This window comes from Sorangium sp. So ce117 (genome assembly GCF_051524395.1).
In the GTDB taxonomy this organism is placed as follows: domain Bacteria; phylum Myxococcota_A; class Polyangia; order Polyangiales; family Polyangiaceae; genus Sorangium; species Sorangium cellulosum_B.
The window spans coordinates 12,554,358-12,572,032 of the sequence record NZ_CP150309.1 but is presented as its reverse complement, the minus strand read 5'-3'; the positions used below and the strand labels follow the sequence as shown (position 1 = coordinate 12,572,032).

Below are 17,675 nucleotides of genomic sequence, written 5' to 3'. Positions count from 1 at the left end.
CCGGCACCATGTCCCGCGGCCCTCAGCACGTCCCCGGGTCGCTCCTGGCGCGCGCGATCGTGTGCATCAGCTCGCGCACCTCGAACGGTTTGTGGAGGCAGGCGTACCCGCCCTGGCTCGTGAACGCGTGGATCATCTCCGGCGTCGCGTGGCCGGTCATCGCGATCACCGTGATCCCGCGGCTCAGCCGCCGGATCTGCTCGTGGGTCCTCACGCCGTCCAGGGACGGCATCCGGAGGTCGAGCACGCAGACGTCGACCGCCGCGTCCCGCGCGCGCTGGATGGCCGTGTGCCCGTCGTACGCGGCCTCCGCGCGCAGCCCGGCCGCCTTGAGCCCCGCCACGATCGACTCCGCGACCGCGGGGAGATCGTCCACCACGAGCACGCCGCGCGACGAGAGGGCCCGCGCGATGATCCGCATGAGGTGCTCCATCGAGAAGGGCTTGTAGATGACCGCGTAGACCCCCTCGCCGATGCCCTGCTCGATGAGCTGCTCGCGCGCGAAGCCCGTCATCAGCACCACCGTGAGCTCCGGCTGGAGCCGCTTGATCTCCCGGAACGTCGCGACGCCGTCGAGGCCGGGCATCCTCACGTCGCTCAGCACGAGCGCGAAGCGCCGCTGCCTCACGAGCTCGAGCGCGTGCGCCCCGTCCCGCGCCTCGACGACCTCGTACCCCTCGAGCTCGAGGTTCGCGGCGAGCGTGGCGCGCATCCCCTCCTCGTCGTCCACCACGAGCACCGGTCCGGTCCCTTGCATCGACGGACGTCTCCCTCCGCTGTCACGCGAGTTGAACGGAGTGTACCTCCGGCGCCGCTGCGCGCGGTAACCGGATGGTGAACGTCGTCCCCGCGCCGGGCGCGCTCTCCACCGCGATCGTGCCGCCGTGCAGGCGGACGATCCCCGCGGTGATGGCGAGCCCGAGGCCCGTCCCCTTCAGCTTCGTGCTGAAGAGCGGCTCGAAGATCTTCGCGAGGTGCTCCTCCTCGATCCCCTCCCCGTTGTCGGCCACAACCAGGCTCACGGCCTGGTCACACACACGTCCAACCACGCGCACCCACCCCTCGCGTTCGGCCGGGATCGCCTCGGCCGCGTTCTGGATCAGGTTCACGAGCACCTGCCGGAACTGGTCCTTGTCGAGGCTCGGCACCGGCAGCGCCGCCGGCACGAGGTTCTCCAGGCGCACGTGCGCGGGCGGCGTGACGACCGACATGGCGTCGTCCACAAGGGGCGCGAGCGGGCAGGCGGTGCGGCGGAGCCTGCGCTCACGCGCGAAGTCCAGGAGATCGCCGATGATCCGGTTGCACGAGAGCAGCTCCTTCTCCATCAGAGCGAGGAGCTGGGCGACGCGCGGCTCCGCGCCGACCTCGGTCCCGGCGAGGCGCTTCTTGAGGTAGTGCGTCGCGTTCCGGATGGCGCCGAGCGGGTTGCGGAGCTCGTGCCCGACGCTCGCCGCGAGCTGCCCTATCGCCGCGAGCCGCTCGACGCGCACGCTCGACGCCTGGGCCTCGCGCAGGCTCTCGGCCATGTGGCGGAGCGCCGCGCCCATGCGCCCGAACTCGTGCTTTCCCAGGTCGGGCAGCGGGTAATCGAGGTCGCCTCCGGCGATGCGCCGCGAGCACTCCGCGAGCGCGCCGAACCCGCGCGCCATCGAGCGCAGGAGCCCGCCGAGGAGGACGACGAGGAGCACGAGCGCCGCCGTCATCAGGGCGATGCTCGCGATCCTGATCCTGGCGCCTGCGCGGCCCGCCTCCTCCGTGTTCCGCGCGACGTCGCGCCGCGCGTCGGCGATGGCCGCGTCGATCTGGGGCACGAACCCCTCCTCGTACTCGACCTCGGGGCGCTCCACGAACCTCCGGTAGGCCGCCGGATCCCCGGCGCTCGCCATGCGGGACACGTGGTCGACGCCCCCGGCGATCGCCGCGAAGCTCGCGCGCATCCGGCGCAGGCGCTCGTCGCCCTCCTGCGCCTCGCGCAGCGCCTCTAGGGCGCGCTCGCCCTCGATCAGCGCCCGCTCGAGCGGCGCCCACGCCCGCTCCAGCGGCTCCCGCGCCCGCCCTATCGGCTCCCGCGCCCGCTCGATCGCCTCCGCCGCGGCCAGGTCCCGCGCGACGAGCCCGGCCAGGTGGTGGAGCGCCTCGGTGTCGCCGCCGCCGAGGGAGATCTCCGCGGCTTCCCGCATGTAGCGGCCGGCGTGGTTGGCGAGCGTGACGTGGCGGGTGAGATCCTCGTACGACAGCTCGGCGCGCCGCTGGAGCCGCGTCATGCTGGCGGACGTGACGTGGAGCGCGCCGGTCGCGAGCAGCACGACGGCCGCGGCGACGGCGAAGATCAGCGAGAGGGCGGCCCGGATGCTCATCGCGGCGCCTCGGCCGCGCGCCGTCACAGCCGCTCCTCGGCGCCCGCGCCGGGCGGCTCGGGCGCCAGAGCGAGGGGCAGCTCGATGCAGGCCAGCGTGCCCGAGGGCGCGCCGCGGCCGACGGTGAGCGTCCCGAAATAGCGGCGCGCCACGCGCCCGGCGATGTTGAGCCCGAGGCCGAGGCGGCCCGGCTTGGTGGTGTAGAACGGGCGCGTGATCGCCTCCCGCTCCTGCTCGGGCACGCCCGTCCCCGCGTCGCCGACCTCGATGCGGTAGCGCGCGCCGGCCACGCTCCCGCGCAGCGTGACCACCCCGCCCCCGGGCATCGACTCCGCCGCGTTCTCGACGAGGCACCGGACCGCCAGGGCGAGCTCGGCCGGATCGAGCTCGACAACGCCCTCCGCCGCGTCGACGTCGACGCGGATCCCCGGCTCGGCGATGCGCGCGCAGGCCGCCGCCGTGAGGACGCACTCGCGGGCGCTCACGCTCACCGGCCGCCGCCTGAGGCTCGGGTTCGCGTCGACGGCGCCGTCGACGAGCGCGCTCGCCGCGATCACCTCCTCGTCGATGACGTCGAGGAACTGCTCCACCCGCGGGTCGTCCCGAAAGGCCTGCTCCCGGGCGACCTTGCGCCGGATGAAGAACGCCGCATTGCGGATCGTCCCGAAGCAATTGCGCAGATCGTGGCGCAGCGTGGCCACGATCTCCTCGGCCGTCGCGGTCTGCTCCACCGCGCCGAGCGGATCTCGGCTCGTCATCGTGGGGGATGGCCTCCTCGGGTGCCGCGTTCGCCGCCGCGGGGGATCACTTGAGGGTCCGGGCCGGGAGCCCAGCGTCTCCGACCCGCACCGTGTCCAGGTAGCTCGACGCCGCGCGGGAGGACGGGGGCGGGTACGAGCTCACCCGCTCGCGCTGCGAGGACGCCGGCGCGTCCTGGGCCTCCCGCGGCCTGAGCGACGGCGTGGCCCTCCTCGTCTTCGAGGCGGGCGCGGCGGCCTCACGCGCCGAGGCGGCGCCCGCGCCGGCGTCCGCGGACCGCCGCGCGAGGGCGAGGCGCGCGAGCTCCAGGACGATCCGGGTGACCCGGGCGGGCTCGAACGGCTTGAGGATGACGTAGTGGCGGCCCGCCTCGCCGGAGCGGATGTACTCCTCGTCGCCGGTGATCAGCAGGCAGCTCGTGTAGAACGGCAGGCCGGCGACCCGCTTGAGGAGCTCGTCTCCGTTCATCCCTGGCATCTTGTAGTCGGAGCAGACCACGTGGAACTGGCCTGTCTGCAGCAGCTCGAGCGCCCGGTGGGCGGACGTGCAGGTCTCGACATCGACGTCGTCGTCGAGGATGGCCGCGATGCTGTCCAGCATCCTCCGCTCGTCGTCGACGACGAGCACGCGCAGCCGCTCCTGGGCATACAGGCTCACGATTCTCCTCTTGTGTGCTCGTGCAGTGATCTGGAAGCAGCCCGGGCGAGCGGCGGCAGGACGCCTCGCGTCATGTCGCGCGCGCTCGGCCCGCGCGCTCCAGGCTGTGCGGTGGCGCGGCACGACACCCATGCTCTCGTGTCGATGCGTTCCAGCCCGGAGCAGCGGCGCAGCAGATTAGGAATCTACACTACTCACCCTACGCCGGCAAAGAGATTCCTGAACGATTCTCCCGCTCGCCGTCGCGGGGCGTCATCGCGCTTCATCGGGCGTCTTCGCGCTTCATCGGCGTCTTCGCGCGTCTTCGCGCGTCTTCGTGCTTCCAGGTCACGGTGTTGAAACATTCGATTCACACGAACGATAAGCGCGTCGGCAGTCCGCCGCGCGAGACGCGCGTGGATTGCACATCTGCAAGGAGCGGGGAGATCTCGACGCGAAAAGGCGCCATGAGCTGCGACTCTGTGCGAGAGGCATCCATTACAGAGTTGCAATCAGCGCAGGTGTGCGCTCGGCGCCGCCCGCCGGCGGGCGGGCGCGCGGCGCGCGGCCTTCCCGGAGGAGCCGGGCCGCCTCCCGTCTCCTCATCATCTGCATCTGCACCGGCGGAGACGGACGCGCGCCGCGCGGCGCTGAGGACGGCTGCGCCCCTCGGCCGTCCTCAGCGCCGCGCGGCGCCTGACGACCGTGGAGTGACCGCCGCGATCCCGTCTGGTAAGATGTGCGTGTCCATGCCACCAGCCATCGACAAGCGCGCGTTGCTCGCGGCCCTGAAGGACCAGCTCGCCCGTGAGCTCGAGCGCTCCACCGAGCGGGCGCGCGACGCCGCGAGCGCCGTGACGCACGAGGAGAACCGCGCCGAGGGCGACAAGGACATGCGCGCCACCGAGGCGTCCTACGTGGCGCGAGGTCACAGCGAGCGCGTGCTCCAGATCGAGCACGCGCTCGCCAGGCTGGGCGCCGTCACGGTGCGCGACTTCGGCCCTGGCGCGGGCATCGAGAGCTCGGCGCTCGTGGAGCTGGAGAGCGGAAAGCGGCGCGCGCTCTACTTCCTCCTGCCGGCCGCGGGCGGCGAGCGCATCCAGTTCCAGGGGGTCGAGCTGCAGACCCTCGCCACGACGAGCCCCCTCGGCGCGTCCCTGCTGGGCCTGTCGGAGGGCGACGAGGCCGAGGTCGCCACACCGCAGGGGACGCGCACCCACCTGATCGCCAGCGTGCGGTAAGGCCGGGCCCGATCCAGCCCGCGCTGGCCTCTCCCGGATGCCTGCGGAGCTTGCCGGACGACCGGGCCTCCAGAAAAAGTAGCTCGTCCTCGTAGGGCCCCCCTCCCCGCCCGCGTCACAGGGATGAACGACCCGCTCGGCACGACGCGGGCGACGCAGGAGAAGAGTCCATGACGCAGTCTCGTTGGTGGAGGCTTGGTGGGATATTGCCGCTCGTCGGCGCGCTCGTCGGCGCGGCCGGTTGCACGGCGGAGACGGGGCAGGGCAACACGTCCCCGAGCGACGAGGCCGCCGAGGCGGCGCTCGCCAAGGGCCCGCCCGGGGCGGGCGGTCCCCGAGGGGGCTTCGGCGGCCATCGCGGCGGGCCGCGCGGCCCCGAGCACCTCCTGCGCGCGGCGCTCCACGAGCTCGACCTCTCCGACGCGCAGGAAGCGACGATCGAGGGCGCCCTCGAGGGGCTGCGCGACGGCGCGAAGGAGCGCCCTAAGGACGGGGCCGTCTTCGCGGCGCTCGCCGAGGGCGTGCGCGCCGGCAAGATCGATCGGGCGGCGATCGAGGCGAAGCTCCCCGACGCCGGCCGCGCGGCCGAGGAGCGCCGCGCGCGCGTCGCCGGGGCGCTGAGCACCCTGCACGCCACGCTCACGAAGGAGCAGCGCCGGCAGCTCGTCGACGTGATCGCCGCGAAGATGGACGAGCGAGGAGAGCGCGGCCCGCGCGGCGGCGAGCACCACCGCGGCGACCGCGGCGGCATGGGCGGCCCCGGCATGCGCGGCGACCGCGGCGGCATGGGCGGCCCCGGCATGCGCGGCGGTCCGCTGGGCTACCTCCTCGCCGGCCTCGACCTGCGCGACGAGCAGCGCGCGCAGATCGACAAGGCCCTCGAGGCCGCGCGCCCGGGCGACGCCGACCGGGTCGGGCGGAAGGAAGATCACGCGGCGAGGCGCGCCGAGATGCGCGCGCGGCTCGAGACGTTCGCCGCGGATCGCTTCGACGCGAACGCGTTCCTGCCGCAGCCGCCGGCGGGCGAGAAGATGGGCCCGCGGGCGCACCTGGACCGCATGGTCGGCGCGCTGGCCGCGATCGTCCCGATCCTCGACGAGGCGCAGCGCAACGCCCTCGCCGAGCGCATCGAGAAGGGGCCGGCCGCGGGCAGGCCCGAGCGCGGCGAGCGCGGCCCCGGGCCTGGCCGGCACCGCCACGAGCACGGCCCCGGGCCCGGCATGCACGGCCCCGGGTCCGGCATGCACGGCCCCGGGCCCGGCATGCACGGCCCCGAGCGCCGCTGAGCGCCCGTCCCTGTAGCGCGCGCGGTGCCATGGGCGCAGAATCGCGGAGGAACGTGATCGTCGACCTCAGGCTCGTCGCAGCGCGCGTCGCCAGGGGCGATGATGCGGCCTTCCGGCAGATCGTCGAGCACACGCGCGCGCCGATGTACCGCCTGGCCGCGCGCCTGGTCGGCGACCTCGCCGAGGCCGAGGACGCCCTGCAGGAGGCGTTCGTCGACGCCTACCGCGCCCTGCGCGAGGGGCGCTACGACGGGAGATCGAAGGTGGAGACCTGGCTGTACCGCATCGTGACGAACGCCTGCCTCGACGCCCTCCGGCGCCGCCGCGACACCCCGCGCGAGGCGCGCGAGGCGCCCGCCGAGCCGCGCTTCGACGGCCTCGTCTCCGCCGAGGCGCGCGTCGCGCTGCGCGAGCTCGACGCGCTGCTCGCCGCGCTCCCGCCCCAGGAGCGCGCCGCGCTCGTCCTCGTCGCCGTCGAGGGCCTGCCCGCGAAGGAGGCCGCGGCGGCGCTCGGCTGCTCCGAGGGCGCCGTCGAGCAACGCCTGGTGCGCGCCCGCGCCGCGCTCCGCGCCGGGCAGATCGAGAAGGAGGCGCCGCATGTCTGACCGCGACGACGACCGGACCGGACCCGATCGGGACCTCGCGCGCCTCGCGGCCGCGACCGCTCGCATCGACGCCGACGACCGCTTCACGGCGGCCGTGCTGCGCGCTGCGACGGCCAGCGCGGCCAGCGATCCGCTCGCGCGCATCGCGGCCGCGACCGACGGCCTCGAGCCGGACGCCGGCTTCACCGACGCCATGGTCCGCGCCGCGACGGCCGCTCCTCGCCTCCTGCCCCTGCCCGCGCGGCCCGCGATCGCCGACGGCATCGTCCGCTCGGGTCGCCCTGCCCTCGTCGTCACCGCCCTCGCGGCGGCCGCGAGCATCCTCTTCTTCCTGCAGACGCAGCGCGACGTCGACAGCGCGATCATGGCCTCCGTGGAGGCCCTCGAGGCGAGCGAATGACCGAACGCCCCGCGTCCCCGCCCGCCCTCGCCCGCTGGAAGCCGCTGGCCGTGCTCGCCGCGGTCTTCCTCTTCGGCGGCGTCGCCGGCGCGGCCATCGGCCGCGTCACGGCGTTGCGCGACCTCGAGGCCACCTTCCGGGGTCCTCCGACCGAGGCGCGCGCCCAGTTCCGCCTCAAGGCGATGCGCCGCCACCTCGACCTCACCGACCGCCAGGTGCGCGAGCTCAAGGCGACGCTCGCCGAGGCCGAGACCGAGCGGGACAGGCTCCTCTCCGAGTGCCGCCCCGCGCTCGACGCCCTCCGCGATCGCACCGACGCGCGCGTGAAGGGCGTGCTCACGCCCGAGCAGCTCACCCGCTACGAGGAGCTCGAGGCCGAGCGGCGGCGGCGCCCGGGCCCGCCGCCGTTCGGGCCGGGGCCTGGCCGCGGGCGCGGGCCGGGCGGTCGGGGCGACTGAGCGCCTGTCCTGGCAGCGCCGGCGAGGGCGCGCTGCCCCGCTACGCGAGCTCCTCTTCTTGCAGCGCGCAGTTGATCCCGAACGCCGCGGCGGCTCCCTCCGCGGCGGCCACGATGGCGAGCAGCACCTCCTTCGAGGCGTCCCCGGCGACGAAGACCCCTTCGCGGGTCGTCTCCTCGTGCTCGGCGACCGTCTCGACGCCCCGCTCCTCCGTGACCGTGCAGCGGAGCCGCTCGGCCAGATCCGCCCCCTGCTCCTGCTTCGCCTTGAGGAAGAGCGAGCGGCGCTCCACCGCGCTGCCGTCCTCGAGCACCACGCGCTCCAGCATCCCGTCCCTGCCCTCGAGCCGGGCGACGCGCTCCTCGCGCACGCCGATCCGGTGGCGCGCGAGCCGATCCGCGTTCGATCTCGACAGGGACGCCGGCCCGTCCGTGAACAGGACAACGTCATCGCTCCACGTCTTCATGTTGACGGCGAGCGAGACCCCGGTGCTGCCCTGTCCGTAGACGCCGATCGCCTGATCGCGCGCCTCCCATCCATCGCAGTAGGGGCAATGGTGCACGCTCTTGCCGTACATCGCGAGGAGCCCCGGGAGCTCCGGCAGCCGGTCGACGAGCCCGGTGGCGAGCAGCAGCTTGCGGCAGCGCAGGCGCTCGCCGCCTTCCAGCGTCACCTCGAAGCGCCTCGCTCCGCGGCGCACGTCGGTGACGGCGGCCTCGCGGATCTCGACGCCGTACGGCGCCAGCTGCTCGCGCGCTATCCGCCGGAGCTCGGACGGCGCGATCCCGTCGCGCGACAGGAAGCCGTGCATCTCGCGCGCCGCGTGGTTGCGGTACCGCCCCGAGTCGCACACGAGGACGCGCCTCCGGCAGCGCCCCAGGATGAGCGCCGCGCTGAGGCCGGCCGGCCCTCCGCCGACGATGATCGCGTCGTATCCCGGGGTGTCCTCTTCGCGTGTCGACATGGTCGGCGCCCGCCTCGCAACGGGCGGGCCCGCCGCCGGCGCGCACGGCGTGTCCGCGTCCTCGCCCGAGGTGGGCTCGCGGGCGCCGCTCGCGGTCGTTCGCTCGAACCGCTATGGTCACCGCATGCGCTCCTGCATGAGGCTGCCTGCCGTGCTGCTCCTGGCGGTGACGCTGACGAGCGCCTGCGCCAGAGGGGACCATTCCGGATCGGCCCCGCCCGCGCAGGTCGCGGCGCTGGATCAGCGAGCGCCGGGGCCCTCACCCGCGTCGGCGCCGCTCGCCGGGCGGGCGATGCGGATCACCGTCGAGACCGCGATCCTCGTCGATGCCTTCGAGCCGGCGATGCAGCGGCTGCGGACCGCGGTCGAGGAGCACGGCGGCTACGTGAGCGAGGCCCGGGTGCACGGCGGCCCGCACCGGAGCGCGTCGCTCGAGGCGCGGGTCCCCTCGGCGAAGGTCGGCGCGTTCCGCGCCGCGGTGGCGTCGGTCGGCGAGGTGGTCGACGACGCGGAGAAGGCCGAGGACGTGACCGAGCAGCGCGCGGACATCGGCGCGCGGCTGCGGAACGCCCGCGCCCAGGAGAAGCGGCTGCTCGACCTGCTCTCCGACAGGACGGGGAGCCTCGCGGACGTTGTCGCCGTCGAGAAGCAGCTCGGGAGCGTGCGTGAGACGATCGAGCAGATCGAGGCCCAGGAGCGGTTGCTGGAGGGGCAGATCGCCTATGCGACCGTGAAGATGTCGATCACGGCGCGCGGCGAGGAGCAGACCTTGGGCGCCGGCGGCAAGATCGCCCGCGCGGCCAGCGAGGGAATCGAGAACGCGGGGGTCGTCGCCGTGAAAACCGCGGTCCTCGCCGCCTCGATCGGCCCCACGTTGCTGCTCCTGGCGGCGTTCTTCGCAGCGCTCTACTACGCCCTTCGCGCGATCGTCCGGCGGCAGCGGCGCACGACAGCCAGCTTCCGTCCACCCTTCCAGGCGGGCCCGATGCACGCTTACCCGAGCGGCGCGGCGCCGGTGCAGGGTGCGCAGCCTTACCCGATCACCGCGCCGCCGGCGCAGGGCGCGCAGCCTTCCCCGGAACCGACCTCGCCGCCTCCGGCGCAGGGCCCGCGCGGCGACGGCGAGATCGACGCCGGGTGAGCCGGATCGCTGACCCGAGCAGCTCGATCACCGCCTGCTCGGCCCCGGCGCAAGAGATCCCCTGACAGCGCCTGCCGGGGCGCTCGGCGGCGCGCTCGTCAGCGGCGTGCCTCGCGCCATTGCCCCGGCCCCGCGCACGCTCCTATCGACACACTGCACATTGCAATGACACACAGGCCGCTCGCTGCCCTTCTGTCGAGCCTTCATGCAATGTGAGATTTCGATCATCCACGCTCCTTACTGGGCCTCAGACGGCGCGCGACGAACGCGACACGCGGCCTCGCGCTCGCCCGGCACGCCGTGGACAGAGCACCCCTGACTCCAACGACTTCAGATTTCTACACAAATCGCCTGTTGAGTACTGGACATGATGGCTAGTCATCGGTACACCCCATGTGACCTTCGACGAGGGCACGAAGGGACGAACCCGGGGGGGGGGAAACGACGATGTACCGGATCAGCATCGCTGGTTTCGCGGCGCTTTTGCTTGCGTCTTTGGTCGGCTGCGTCGCAGTTCAGGAAGAGGAGGAGGACTCCTTAGGAGTTGCCCTTAGCGCGCTCGAGTTCATCAACGCCCTCAACCCCAACGCCCTCAACCCCAACGCCCTCAACCCCAACGCCCTCAACCCCAACGCCCTCAACCCCAACGCCCTCAACCCCAACGCATTGAGCCCGGCGGCCCTGAGCGCGATCCGGGATCCGGGCGCGGCCGGCGATCTCTCGCGCCAGCTCCTCAACTATGTGGTCGGCTGTGCGTTCCTCCCCTCGCAGTCGTTCAGCTTCTCGTGGACCGATGGCTCGGGCGTGGTGCACAACGAGGTGTACTGGGGAATCATCGGCCTCGTGCCGGACTGGAGCACCAAGCCGCTCAGCCATAACGACCAGCAGTGGATCTCGGCGTGCCTCGCGTCACGGACGAACTGGTATGGCGTCTCCGTGACGATCTCCTCGCGGGGCAACTCCGCGGTCATCGACAAGACCGGTACCCTCGAGCTCACGACCTACACGCGTCTGGAAGGCGCCTTCTGGGGCAATCTGTTTGCCCCCTCTCCTTACCTGAACGCCTGCTACGACGAGGCCAATCGCAGCTATGCGCGGTCGCTCTCGCGGGAGTGCGCCGCCGGTCACCTCACCAGCGGCGGGGCCGTCCAGCCATGCGGGATGCTCAGCGTCCGCGGGTCGTGCGCCGCCTACTGCCAGCAGCTCAACACGAACGGCATGTACTACCCGAGCTGCGTCAACAACCTCACCGGCAGCCCGGAGTCGACAACCCGTGTGATCACCGTCTTTCTTCCCTAGCCACGGACGGCGAGCCCGAGCCGCGGGACCTGCCCCTGGTCGACAGGACATTCTCCGGGAACAGGAGCCACGCAACCACGAAGCGACGTCCGTCCGGATCGAACGTGTCTTTCGCCGTGTCGATAGCACTTCCGAGATGCTCCGATGTACGAGGCGGCGAGCACGAAGGGCAGGTCCCGGTCGGTGGTGCGCGGGGCTGCGATGAGGGCGAGTCGGTCGTGCGTGGGAGTACCGCTGTCGGCGCGCCAGCCCGAGAGAACGAGCCAGCCCCGGCCGATTCAGTACTTCACGGGGCCAGCCTGATGGTGCACCATTTCAACGCAGGAGAGTTCCTGGACCGCCGCGGGCGGAGAGCGGCGCGCAGGGCTCAGGGGGGCTGAGCGCGCTCTCCTCGGCGGCGAGCGGCCGCGCGTGAGATCGCAGATCAGGCAGGGCTCAGGGGGGACGATGGAGATCGACCGGCAGAGCGACGAGCGAATCAAGGCAGAGAACGCGCGGCTCCGGGCTCGCGTGGAGGAGCTGGAGCGAAGGCTCAGCTCGGGCGCGGCGCCGCGCGACGCGCAGCGCGAACTCGCGGACAGCGTGCCTTACCGCGCGCTCTTCGATGCGGTGACCGTACCGCTGGTGGTCCACCGCGCGGACGGGCTCCTCGTCGCGATCAACCGGGCCGACTGCGCGCGGTGGCGCATCAGCCCCGAGCAGATCATCGGCAAGTACAACGCGCTGGAGGATCCGCAGGCGGTGAAGACGGGCCACGCCGAGGCCTTCCGCCGAGCGCTCGCCGGGGAGGTGGTCACGCTGCCCCCGGTCCCCTACGACACCGAGCCGGGCGAGCTTTACAAGGATAGGCGCCGGCTCTGGACCGAGCCGAGCTACGTCGCGTTCGAGGACGCGAGCGGGAACCGCTTCGTGGCGGTGGTGACCATCGACGTCACCGCGCGCGTGGAGTCCGAGGCGCAGAGGCGCCGGGGCGCCGCGCTGCTGGAGGCCTTCATCCAGAACGCGCCGATGCTCATGTTCGCGCGGGACAGCGAGGGCCGCCACACGCTGCTGAACCCGCCGGTCGAGGCGCTCCTCGGCAAGCCCCGCGAGGAGCTGATGGGGAAGACCCAGCACGACCTGTTCCCCGCGGAGATCGCCGACAGGTTCACGACGCAAGACCGGGCGGCGATGGCGTCCTCCGAGCCCATCACCTCCGAGGACGAGATGGAGCTGGCCGACGGGACGCACGTGTACATGAGCACCAGGTTCGCGCTCCGCGACGAGGAGGGCAGGGTCTCCGGATGCGGGGCGATCGCGGTGGACATCACCGAGCGGGTGCGGGCCGAGGCGAGGACCCGGCAGCTGCAGGAGAAGATGCTGCGCGTGCAGCAGGAGACGATACGGGCGATCTCAACGCCGCTGTTGCCCATCGCGGACGGGGTGCTGGTGGCGCCCTTGGTCGGCGAGCTGACCCGCGAGCGGGGCGCGCAGTTCACCGAGACGCTGCTGGACGGGATCTCCCGCCAGCACGCCCGGATCACCCTCCTCGACGTGACGGGGGTGCCGCAGGCGGGGCCGGAGGTGGCGGACGCGCTGATCCGGGCGGCGCGGAGCGCGCGGCTGCTCGGGGCCGAGGTGGTGCTCACCGGGATCCGGCCGAGCGTGGCGCAGGCGCTCGTGCAGCTGGGGGCCGATCTGGGGGGGATCGTGACGCGGGGGACGCTGGAGCGCGGGGTGACCTATGCGCTCTCCGGACGCGAGGGGGCGCGGGCGCCGGCGCGAACCCGGAATGGGCGCGGCGCGCATTAGCTCACATCCCTGGGCCGTCGTCGCTCTTCGCCAGCGTCGCGGCGTTGGCCTCCACCTGCTCGGGGGTCAATGGCTTGCCATACAGCGCGGCATACTGGATCGAGCCGCGGAGAGAGCGCCCGGCCTTCCGCGTGTTTCCGAGCACGAGATACCATGTCGGCTCCGCCCACGTGAAGACATAGTCGGCGGGCGGCCGATCCGGGATCGCGTTCGTTTGCACATCGCCGTTCACGTAGAGATCGACGACGCCCTCGGCGGCGTTCAGCACGAGGTGCAGGACGCAGGGCTGCTCCAGCTCCTCGAGGGGAATGAACCACTGCCCCACGAGCAGCGTCTGGGAGCTGGCGTAGATGTGGAACAGCAGCTCTCGGTTTCCCATCCCGTCGGGGTCGCCCGCGCTCAGCGAATACTTCCCGAACTCTCCGGTATCGGTGCCGAGGTACAGGATGCGAGCCGGCACGCCCTCGACCGCCGCGGCCGTCACGCTCACCACGGTCTCGAGCGTGAGCGCCGCCTTCGAGACGAGGAGCTTGCTCGGGGGCGTGGCGGTCGAAGAAAACGCGGCCTCCACGCGCGCGTTGCCGCCGAGGTTGTTCCAGCGGATGCCCACGCGCCCCGCCTCGCCTTCCAGGTTGAGCCTCTCTCCGTCCGACACCACGTCGAGCGAGAGCCCCGGCGCCGGTCCCGAGTCGACGAGCTTGCCATCCGTGCCGGTCGCGTCGAGGAAGTACCGCGCGAGCAAGCCATCATCGACAAGGCAAGTCGAGATATGGCTCCCCGGCCCATCGCAGCCCTCCGGGGGCGCCCCGCCGCAGCCGCCACCCCCTTCACAAGGCTCCACGGTGCCGCCGGCGCTGCCGCTCGTTCCGCCGGTTCCGCTCGTTCCGCCTGCGCCGCCCGCGCCGGGGACGACATCCTCGTAGCTGTAAAAGACGCAGCTACCCCCGGTGAGCGCGACCAGCGGGACGATCGTCGAGAGCGCCCGGCCCATCCACGTCCAAGATACGATGCGCACCATCGGGACGATCCCTCTCTTCGGAAACCTCACCAGCGCTTGCTGAGCCCGAGCCCGCCCGGCATGGGGATCACCGACAGGCCGGTCGCCGTCGCGTCCCGCGCGTCGGGCTGCCCTGTCAGGAGGACGTACGCCGCCGTGCCGAGCCCCGCCGCGCCCGCGGCCAGGAAGCTCCAGACCGCCGCGTTCGCGAGGTCTGCCTTGGCGTGCCCCAGGTCGTTGTACTCGCGCAGGTCGAGCCCGGGGCAGCGCGCAGGGTCGGTGCAGGCCGGCTCCAGGAGGCGCTGCTGCGCGCTCGCCTTCCCGTTCGAGAGCAGCACGAACGCGACCCCGAGCCCCGTCCCCGCGGCGGTCGCGGCGAGCCCCGTGAACACGACCGCGGTGCTGCGCGGGCCCGGGCGTCCATCCGCCGCGTCACCGCCCTCCTGGGCGCTGCCGTCGGCCGCACCCTGCCCAGGCCCCAGCGGCCCGCCGCCCTCCTGGGCGCTGCCGTCGGCCGCCACCTGCCCGGGGCCGAGCGGCTGCGGCTCGCCGCCCGCGCCGCGCCCGGTCCTGTCGCTCTCGATCCGCACCTTACCGGCCGCGAGATCGACCTCGACCTTGGCCCTCATCCCCTCCTTGAGGACGATCTCCTTCGTCAGCCCGCGTCGTCCAGGCGCCCCCACGGCGAGCGTGTGGCTGCCCGGATCGCGCGCGACGGGCGTCGACAGCGGCACGTCCAGCCCGCCGAGCGCCACCTGCGCGCCCCCCGAGCCCGCGCCCGTCACGGTGATCTCCACGGTCGGGATGCGCGACGAGACGGCCTCGAGCTCCGTCCTCGCCTCGGCCTGCGCCTGCCGGAACGCCTGCGAGGCGTCGGCCGGGAGCTGCTCGTCGACGATGACCTGGTAGACCGAGCGCGCCTCGGTCAGGCGGCCGAGCTTGTGGCAGGAGCGCGCGACCATGATCAGGAAGGTCGGCGCATGCACCGTGGCCTCCGCTCGGCGGAAGGCCTGGAGCGCGTCCCGGTAACGGCGAGCTCGGTAGGCCGTCCACCCCTGGTTGGCGTACGCGACGGCCGCCTGCCGCGCCTTCGCCGACGGGGGCGGCGCCTGCGCGGACGCCTCCGCGCCGGCGAGCGTGACAAGGAGGAACGTACCCATCACCGCCGCTCGGAAGCGCATTCTTGCTCTCTGGGGACGCGGAGCCACCCGGCTAGAGCCCCCAGTCCGGCCTGCTCCCGCCGGACTTCTTGCGAGGAGCCGGCGCCGCCTTGCGCGGCGCCGCCGTCGACGTGGTCCGAGCGGTGGCCGGAGACGCGGGGCGCGCGGGCGCGGCGCTTCGCGCCGCCGCCGCGGAGGGGACGGCGGATGCCTGTGCCGGCGCGCCCGCGCCCGGGTCGAGCGGCAGCGGGGCCGGCACCACCGCGGGGGTCGCCGCGGCGCGCGCCTCGGGAGCGCTCGCGATGGCGGGGACCGCGGCGAGCCCGGCCGGCGCGCCGCTCGACGGCGCGGCGAGCGCGGGCGCCGCGGCGGCCGCGGACGCCTGGGTCGCGGTCTCGTCGCCGCCGGTCGATGCGCCCTTGAGCGTGGCGATGAACAGGCCGCCCCCCACGGCGACGATCGTCGCCCCGATGGCGACGCGCCCCGCGACCCGCGCGATGGCGCCGCGCGCCGCGTGCGGCGCCGACAGGTTGATCGCGCCGGTCAAGGTGCCCGGCAGCGAGTGCGGGTTCGGCGTCGAGGCGCGGACATCGTTCGGGTCCGAGCGCCGCTGGATGGGCATCGTCGTCAGCTGCGCCACCGGCGGCGTGCCGGGGTCGGCGAGCCCGGACACGCCGCCGGAGACCAGCGACGACCACCCGGCGCCCAGCGAGGTCTCCCCCACGAGCGAGAAGAACGGCGGCGCGCCCGCGACGCGCGCGAGCTCGTTCACCATGTCGCGCACGTTCTGGAACCGCTTTTCCCGATCGCGCGCCAGCGCCCGCTCGAAGAACGCGTCGATGCCGCTCGGCAGATCGGGGGCGAGCCCGCGCGCCGACGGCACCGTGCCGAGGATCACCTTCGTGACCACGCGCCCGATCGCGTCGCCCGGGAACGGCAGCTGCCCCGTGAGCATCTTGAACAGGATGACCCCGAGCGACCAGAGATCGCTGCGCGCGTCCACGTCCCGCTCGCCATAGAACTGCTCCGGGCTCATGTAGTTGGGCGAGCCCATCACCTCGCCCGTGGCCGAGATATCGGCCGCGAGCACCGCCGAGACGTCCTTCGCGATCCCGAAGTCGAGCAGCTTCACGATCTCGCCGTCCTCGCCGTCGACGCGCGCCAGGAAGAAGTTGGCGGGCTTGAGGTCGCGGTGCACGAACCCCGCTTCATGGACGCTGCGGAGCGCCTTCCCGGCCTGGACGATGATGTGCAGCGTCTCCGGGAGCGAGAGGCGGCCGCACCGCTGGAGGCGCTTGCTGAGATCCTCGCCTTGCAGGAGCTCCATGACGAGGTAGGGCACCTCGTCGTCCTCCTCGAAGCCGAAATCGTGGACCTGCACGATATGAGGGCTCTTGAGCTGCGCGGCGGCGCGCGCCTCCCGCTCGAAGCGCGCCCGGAGCACCGGCAGCCGCGAAAACGAGTCGCGCATGAACTTGACCGCGACGAGCGTGCCGAGCTGTACGTGCTGCGCCACCCAGATCGAGCCCATCCCGCCGTGCGATAGCTCTCGCTCCAGGCGGAATTTGCCGGCCAGAAGGACGTCTTTTTCGAACTTCATACGCCCGGTCACCTCCCGAGGGGGGAGTCGAGAGGATACCGAATCCCGGGCAGGACGCGAAGCTCCGTGTGGTCGCTCCGGCGCGGCGAGCAGCACCTCGTACGACCGTCGCGGGGCGCGGTAGGCAAACAGGCGACACGTCGCCAGAGCGGGGCAGCGGGGCCAGGACGACGCGGCGGCGCGCCGCGTTAGCTCGCCGGGCCGCCGGAGGCCGGCACCAGCGCCAGCACCCGGGCCGGCGCGCCGCTGCCGCGCGCGAGCGGGAGCGGCGCGACCACAACGACCGCCCCGGCCTCGGGCAGCTGCTCCAGGTTGGCGAGGTTCTCGATGTGGTAGCCGCCGGCGCCCAGGAAGGCCCTGTGCTGCTCGAATGTCTCGCTCTGCCCCGGGTCGGTCGACAGCGTGTCGATACCGATGCAGCGCACGCCGCGCTCGCGCAGGTAGCGGCTCGCCTCCACGGACACCCCGGGAAAGTGCATGACGCCCTGGGGGTCCTGGTTCAGGTACCTCGCCGGATCGGACCAGCGAGCCCCCCAGCCCGTCCGGATCAGCACGATATGCCTCGCGCCGAGGGCCCCGTGCCGCGCCTCCCATCCCCGGAGATCGTCCACGGTGACCCGGTGGTCCGGGCTGGCCGCCACGGCCGCCGTCACGTCCACGACCGCCGCCGCCCCCACGAGCTGCTCCGGCGCGATCTGCTCGACGGTCGCTGTCCCGGCCGTGAAGTGCGCCGGCGCGTCCACGTGGGTGCCGGCGTGCTCGTCCATCGAGAACCGATTGGAGCGATACGCGTCCTTCTCGAGGGTGCTGAGCGTCTCCGACGCATAGGGCTCGTCGCCGGGAAACAGCGGCATGTCCGCGGTGATCGGGTGCGTCAGATCGACCACCCGCGCCGTGGCGAGGTCGATCACGAGAGCTCCGCACGCCTCCTGCATGGCGCACAGCTCACCACGAGCCCGCTGCCCGCACAAGGCACGCCGA

17 protein-coding genes are annotated in these 17,675 nt (G+C 73.0%); 8 read left to right on the top strand and 9 right to left on the bottom strand.

Going from position 1 to position 17,675, the window contains the following annotated elements; all coding sequences use genetic code 11:
• Positions 1 to 22: 22 nt before the first annotated feature.
• The 4 genes from WMF46_RS47150 to WMF46_RS47135 are packed head-to-tail and all read right to left on the bottom strand — an operon-like array spanning position 23 to position 3,773.
• Positions 23 to 757 carry a response regulator gene (locus WMF46_RS47150; protein ID WP_437983236.1) on the bottom strand — a complete coding sequence of 245 codons (735 nt, stop codon included), beginning with the start codon at positions 755 to 757 and terminating at the stop codon, positions 23 to 25.
• A 22-nt stretch (positions 758 to 779) separates the two neighbouring features.
• Positions 780 to 2,357, bottom strand: a complete 1,578-nt coding sequence (locus tag WMF46_RS47145) for a sensor histidine kinase (protein ID WP_437983235.1) — start codon at positions 2,355 to 2,357, stop codon at positions 780 to 782.
• A gap of 23 nt (positions 2,358 to 2,380) precedes the next feature.
• Positions 2,381 to 3,115, bottom strand: coding sequence for a sensor histidine kinase (locus WMF46_RS47140; RefSeq protein ID WP_437983234.1), 735 nt, complete (start codon positions 3,113 to 3,115; stop codon positions 2,381 to 2,383).
• A 46-nt stretch (positions 3,116 to 3,161) separates the two neighbouring features.
• Complete coding sequence (locus WMF46_RS47135; RefSeq protein ID WP_437983233.1) at positions 3,162 to 3,773, bottom strand: response regulator transcription factor; 612 nt, start codon at positions 3,771 to 3,773, stop codon at positions 3,162 to 3,164.
• A 728-nt stretch (positions 3,774 to 4,501) separates the two neighbouring features.
• Here WMF46_RS47135 and WMF46_RS47130 point away from each other — a divergent pair.
• The 5 genes from WMF46_RS47130 (at position 4,502) to WMF46_RS47110 (ending at position 7,742) form a co-directional block, all read left to right on the top strand.
• Positions 4,502 to 4,993: a GreA/GreB family elongation factor gene (locus WMF46_RS47130; RefSeq protein WP_437983232.1), complete on the top strand. Its 492-nt coding sequence runs from the start codon at positions 4,502 to 4,504 to the stop codon at positions 4,991 to 4,993.
• A gap of 170 nt (positions 4,994 to 5,163) precedes the next feature.
• The gene (locus WMF46_RS47125) at positions 5,164 to 6,279 is read left to right on the top strand and encodes a Spy/CpxP family protein refolding chaperone (RefSeq protein ID WP_437983231.1); all 1,116 of its coding nucleotides are present in this window, start codon (positions 5,164 to 5,166) and stop codon (positions 6,277 to 6,279) included.
• Positions 6,280 to 6,332: 53 nt separating this feature from the next.
• On the top strand, positions 6,333 to 6,884 hold the full coding sequence (locus WMF46_RS47120; protein WP_437983230.1) for an RNA polymerase sigma factor: 552 nt from the start codon (positions 6,333 to 6,335) through the stop codon (positions 6,882 to 6,884).
• Complete coding sequence (locus tag WMF46_RS47115) at positions 6,877 to 7,284, top strand: hypothetical protein (RefSeq protein WP_437983229.1); 408 nt, start codon at positions 6,877 to 6,879, stop codon at positions 7,282 to 7,284. Before WMF46_RS47120 ends, WMF46_RS47115 begins: the two co-directional genes overlap by 8 nt.
• Positions 7,281 to 7,742 carry a hypothetical protein gene (locus WMF46_RS47110; protein ID WP_437547639.1) on the top strand — a complete coding sequence of 154 codons (462 nt, stop codon included), beginning with the start codon at positions 7,281 to 7,283 and terminating at the stop codon, positions 7,740 to 7,742. Before WMF46_RS47115 ends, WMF46_RS47110 begins: the two co-directional genes overlap by 4 nt.
• Positions 7,743 to 7,782: 40 nt before the next feature.
• Here WMF46_RS47110 and WMF46_RS47105 read toward each other — a convergent pair whose 3' ends face one another.
• On the bottom strand, positions 7,783 to 8,706 hold the full coding sequence (locus tag WMF46_RS47105) for an NAD(P)/FAD-dependent oxidoreductase (protein WP_437983228.1): 924 nt from the start codon (positions 8,704 to 8,706) through the stop codon (positions 7,783 to 7,785).
• On the opposite strand from WMF46_RS47105, the gene WMF46_RS47100 reads away from it, so the two are divergent.
• The 3 genes from WMF46_RS47100 to WMF46_RS47090 all read left to right on the top strand — a co-directional run bounded on the left by WMF46_RS47100 (position 8,684) and on the right by WMF46_RS47090 (position 12,937).
• Positions 8,684 to 9,847: a DUF4349 domain-containing protein gene (locus tag WMF46_RS47100; RefSeq protein ID WP_437983227.1), complete on the top strand. Its 1,164-nt coding sequence runs from the start codon at positions 8,684 to 8,686 to the stop codon at positions 9,845 to 9,847. The two genes, WMF46_RS47105 and WMF46_RS47100, sit on opposite strands and share 23 nt — an antisense overlap.
• A 483-nt stretch (positions 9,848 to 10,330) precedes the next feature.
• Complete coding sequence (locus WMF46_RS47095) at positions 10,331 to 11,146, top strand: hypothetical protein (protein WP_437983226.1); 816 nt, start codon at positions 10,331 to 10,333, stop codon at positions 11,144 to 11,146.
• Between the two features lie 411 nt (positions 11,147 to 11,557).
• The gene (locus WMF46_RS47090; protein ID WP_437983225.1) at positions 11,558 to 12,937 is read left to right on the top strand and encodes a PAS domain-containing protein; all 1,380 of its coding nucleotides are present in this window, start codon (positions 11,558 to 11,560) and stop codon (positions 12,935 to 12,937) included.
• A 1-nt stretch (position 12,938) separates the two neighbouring features.
• Here the strand turns inward: WMF46_RS47090 and WMF46_RS47085 are convergent, their stop codons facing one another.
• From WMF46_RS47085 to WMF46_RS47070, 4 genes are all read right to left on the bottom strand, one after another.
• Complete coding sequence (locus tag WMF46_RS47085) at positions 12,939 to 13,955, bottom strand: hypothetical protein (RefSeq protein ID WP_437983224.1); 1,017 nt, start codon at positions 13,953 to 13,955, stop codon at positions 12,939 to 12,941.
• 26 nt (positions 13,956 to 13,981) lie between these two features.
• Positions 13,982 to 15,094: a tetratricopeptide repeat protein gene (locus tag WMF46_RS47080; protein ID WP_437983223.1), complete on the bottom strand. Its 1,113-nt coding sequence runs from the start codon at positions 15,092 to 15,094 to the stop codon at positions 13,982 to 13,984.
• A 52-nt stretch (positions 15,095 to 15,146) separates the two neighbouring features.
• Positions 15,147 to 16,694: a serine/threonine-protein kinase gene (locus tag WMF46_RS47075; RefSeq protein ID WP_437983222.1), complete on the bottom strand. Its 1,548-nt coding sequence runs from the start codon at positions 16,692 to 16,694 to the stop codon at positions 15,147 to 15,149.
• A gap of 188 nt (positions 16,695 to 16,882) precedes the next feature.
• A complete protein-coding gene (locus WMF46_RS47070; protein WP_437983221.1) occupies positions 16,883 to 17,629 on the bottom strand; it encodes a cyclase family protein in 747 nt (248 codons plus the stop codon).
• Between the last annotated feature and the right edge of the window lie 46 nt (positions 17,630 to 17,675).

Bases quoted from the DNA above. Each gene is read 5' to 3' on its own strand.
- WMF46_RS47080 (WP_437983223.1), bottom strand. From the start codon at position 15,094: ATGGGTACGTTCCTCCTTGTCACGCTCGCCGGCGCGGAGGCGTCCGCG.
- WMF46_RS47115 (WP_437983229.1), top strand. From the start codon at position 6,877: ATGTCTGACCGCGACGACGACCGGACCGGACCCGATCGGGACCTCGCG.
- WMF46_RS47085 (WP_437983224.1), bottom strand. From the start codon at position 13,955: ATGGTGCGCATCGTATCTTGGACGTGGATGGGCCGGGCGCTCTCGACG.
- WMF46_RS47105 (WP_437983228.1), bottom strand. From the start codon at position 8,706: ATGTCGACACGCGAAGAGGACACCCCGGGATACGACGCGATCATCGTC.
- WMF46_RS47150 (WP_437983236.1), bottom strand. From the start codon at position 757: ATGCAAGGGACCGGACCGGTGCTCGTGGTGGACGACGAGGAGGGGATG.
- WMF46_RS47130 (WP_437983232.1), top strand. From the start codon at position 4,502: ATGCCACCAGCCATCGACAAGCGCGCGTTGCTCGCGGCCCTGAAGGAC.
- WMF46_RS47110 (WP_437547639.1), top strand. From the start codon at position 7,281: ATGACCGAACGCCCCGCGTCCCCGCCCGCCCTCGCCCGCTGGAAGCCG.
- WMF46_RS47070 (WP_437983221.1), bottom strand. From the start codon at position 17,629: ATGCAGGAGGCGTGCGGAGCTCTCGTGATCGACCTCGCCACGGCGCGG.
- WMF46_RS47125 (WP_437983231.1), top strand. From the start codon at position 5,164: ATGACGCAGTCTCGTTGGTGGAGGCTTGGTGGGATATTGCCGCTCGTC.
- WMF46_RS47145 (WP_437983235.1), bottom strand. From the start codon at position 2,357: ATGAGCATCCGGGCCGCCCTCTCGCTGATCTTCGCCGTCGCCGCGGCC.
- WMF46_RS47075 (WP_437983222.1), bottom strand. From the start codon at position 16,694: ATGAAGTTCGAAAAAGACGTCCTTCTGGCCGGCAAATTCCGCCTGGAG.
- WMF46_RS47140 (WP_437983234.1), bottom strand. From the start codon at position 3,115: ATGACGAGCCGAGATCCGCTCGGCGCGGTGGAGCAGACCGCGACGGCC.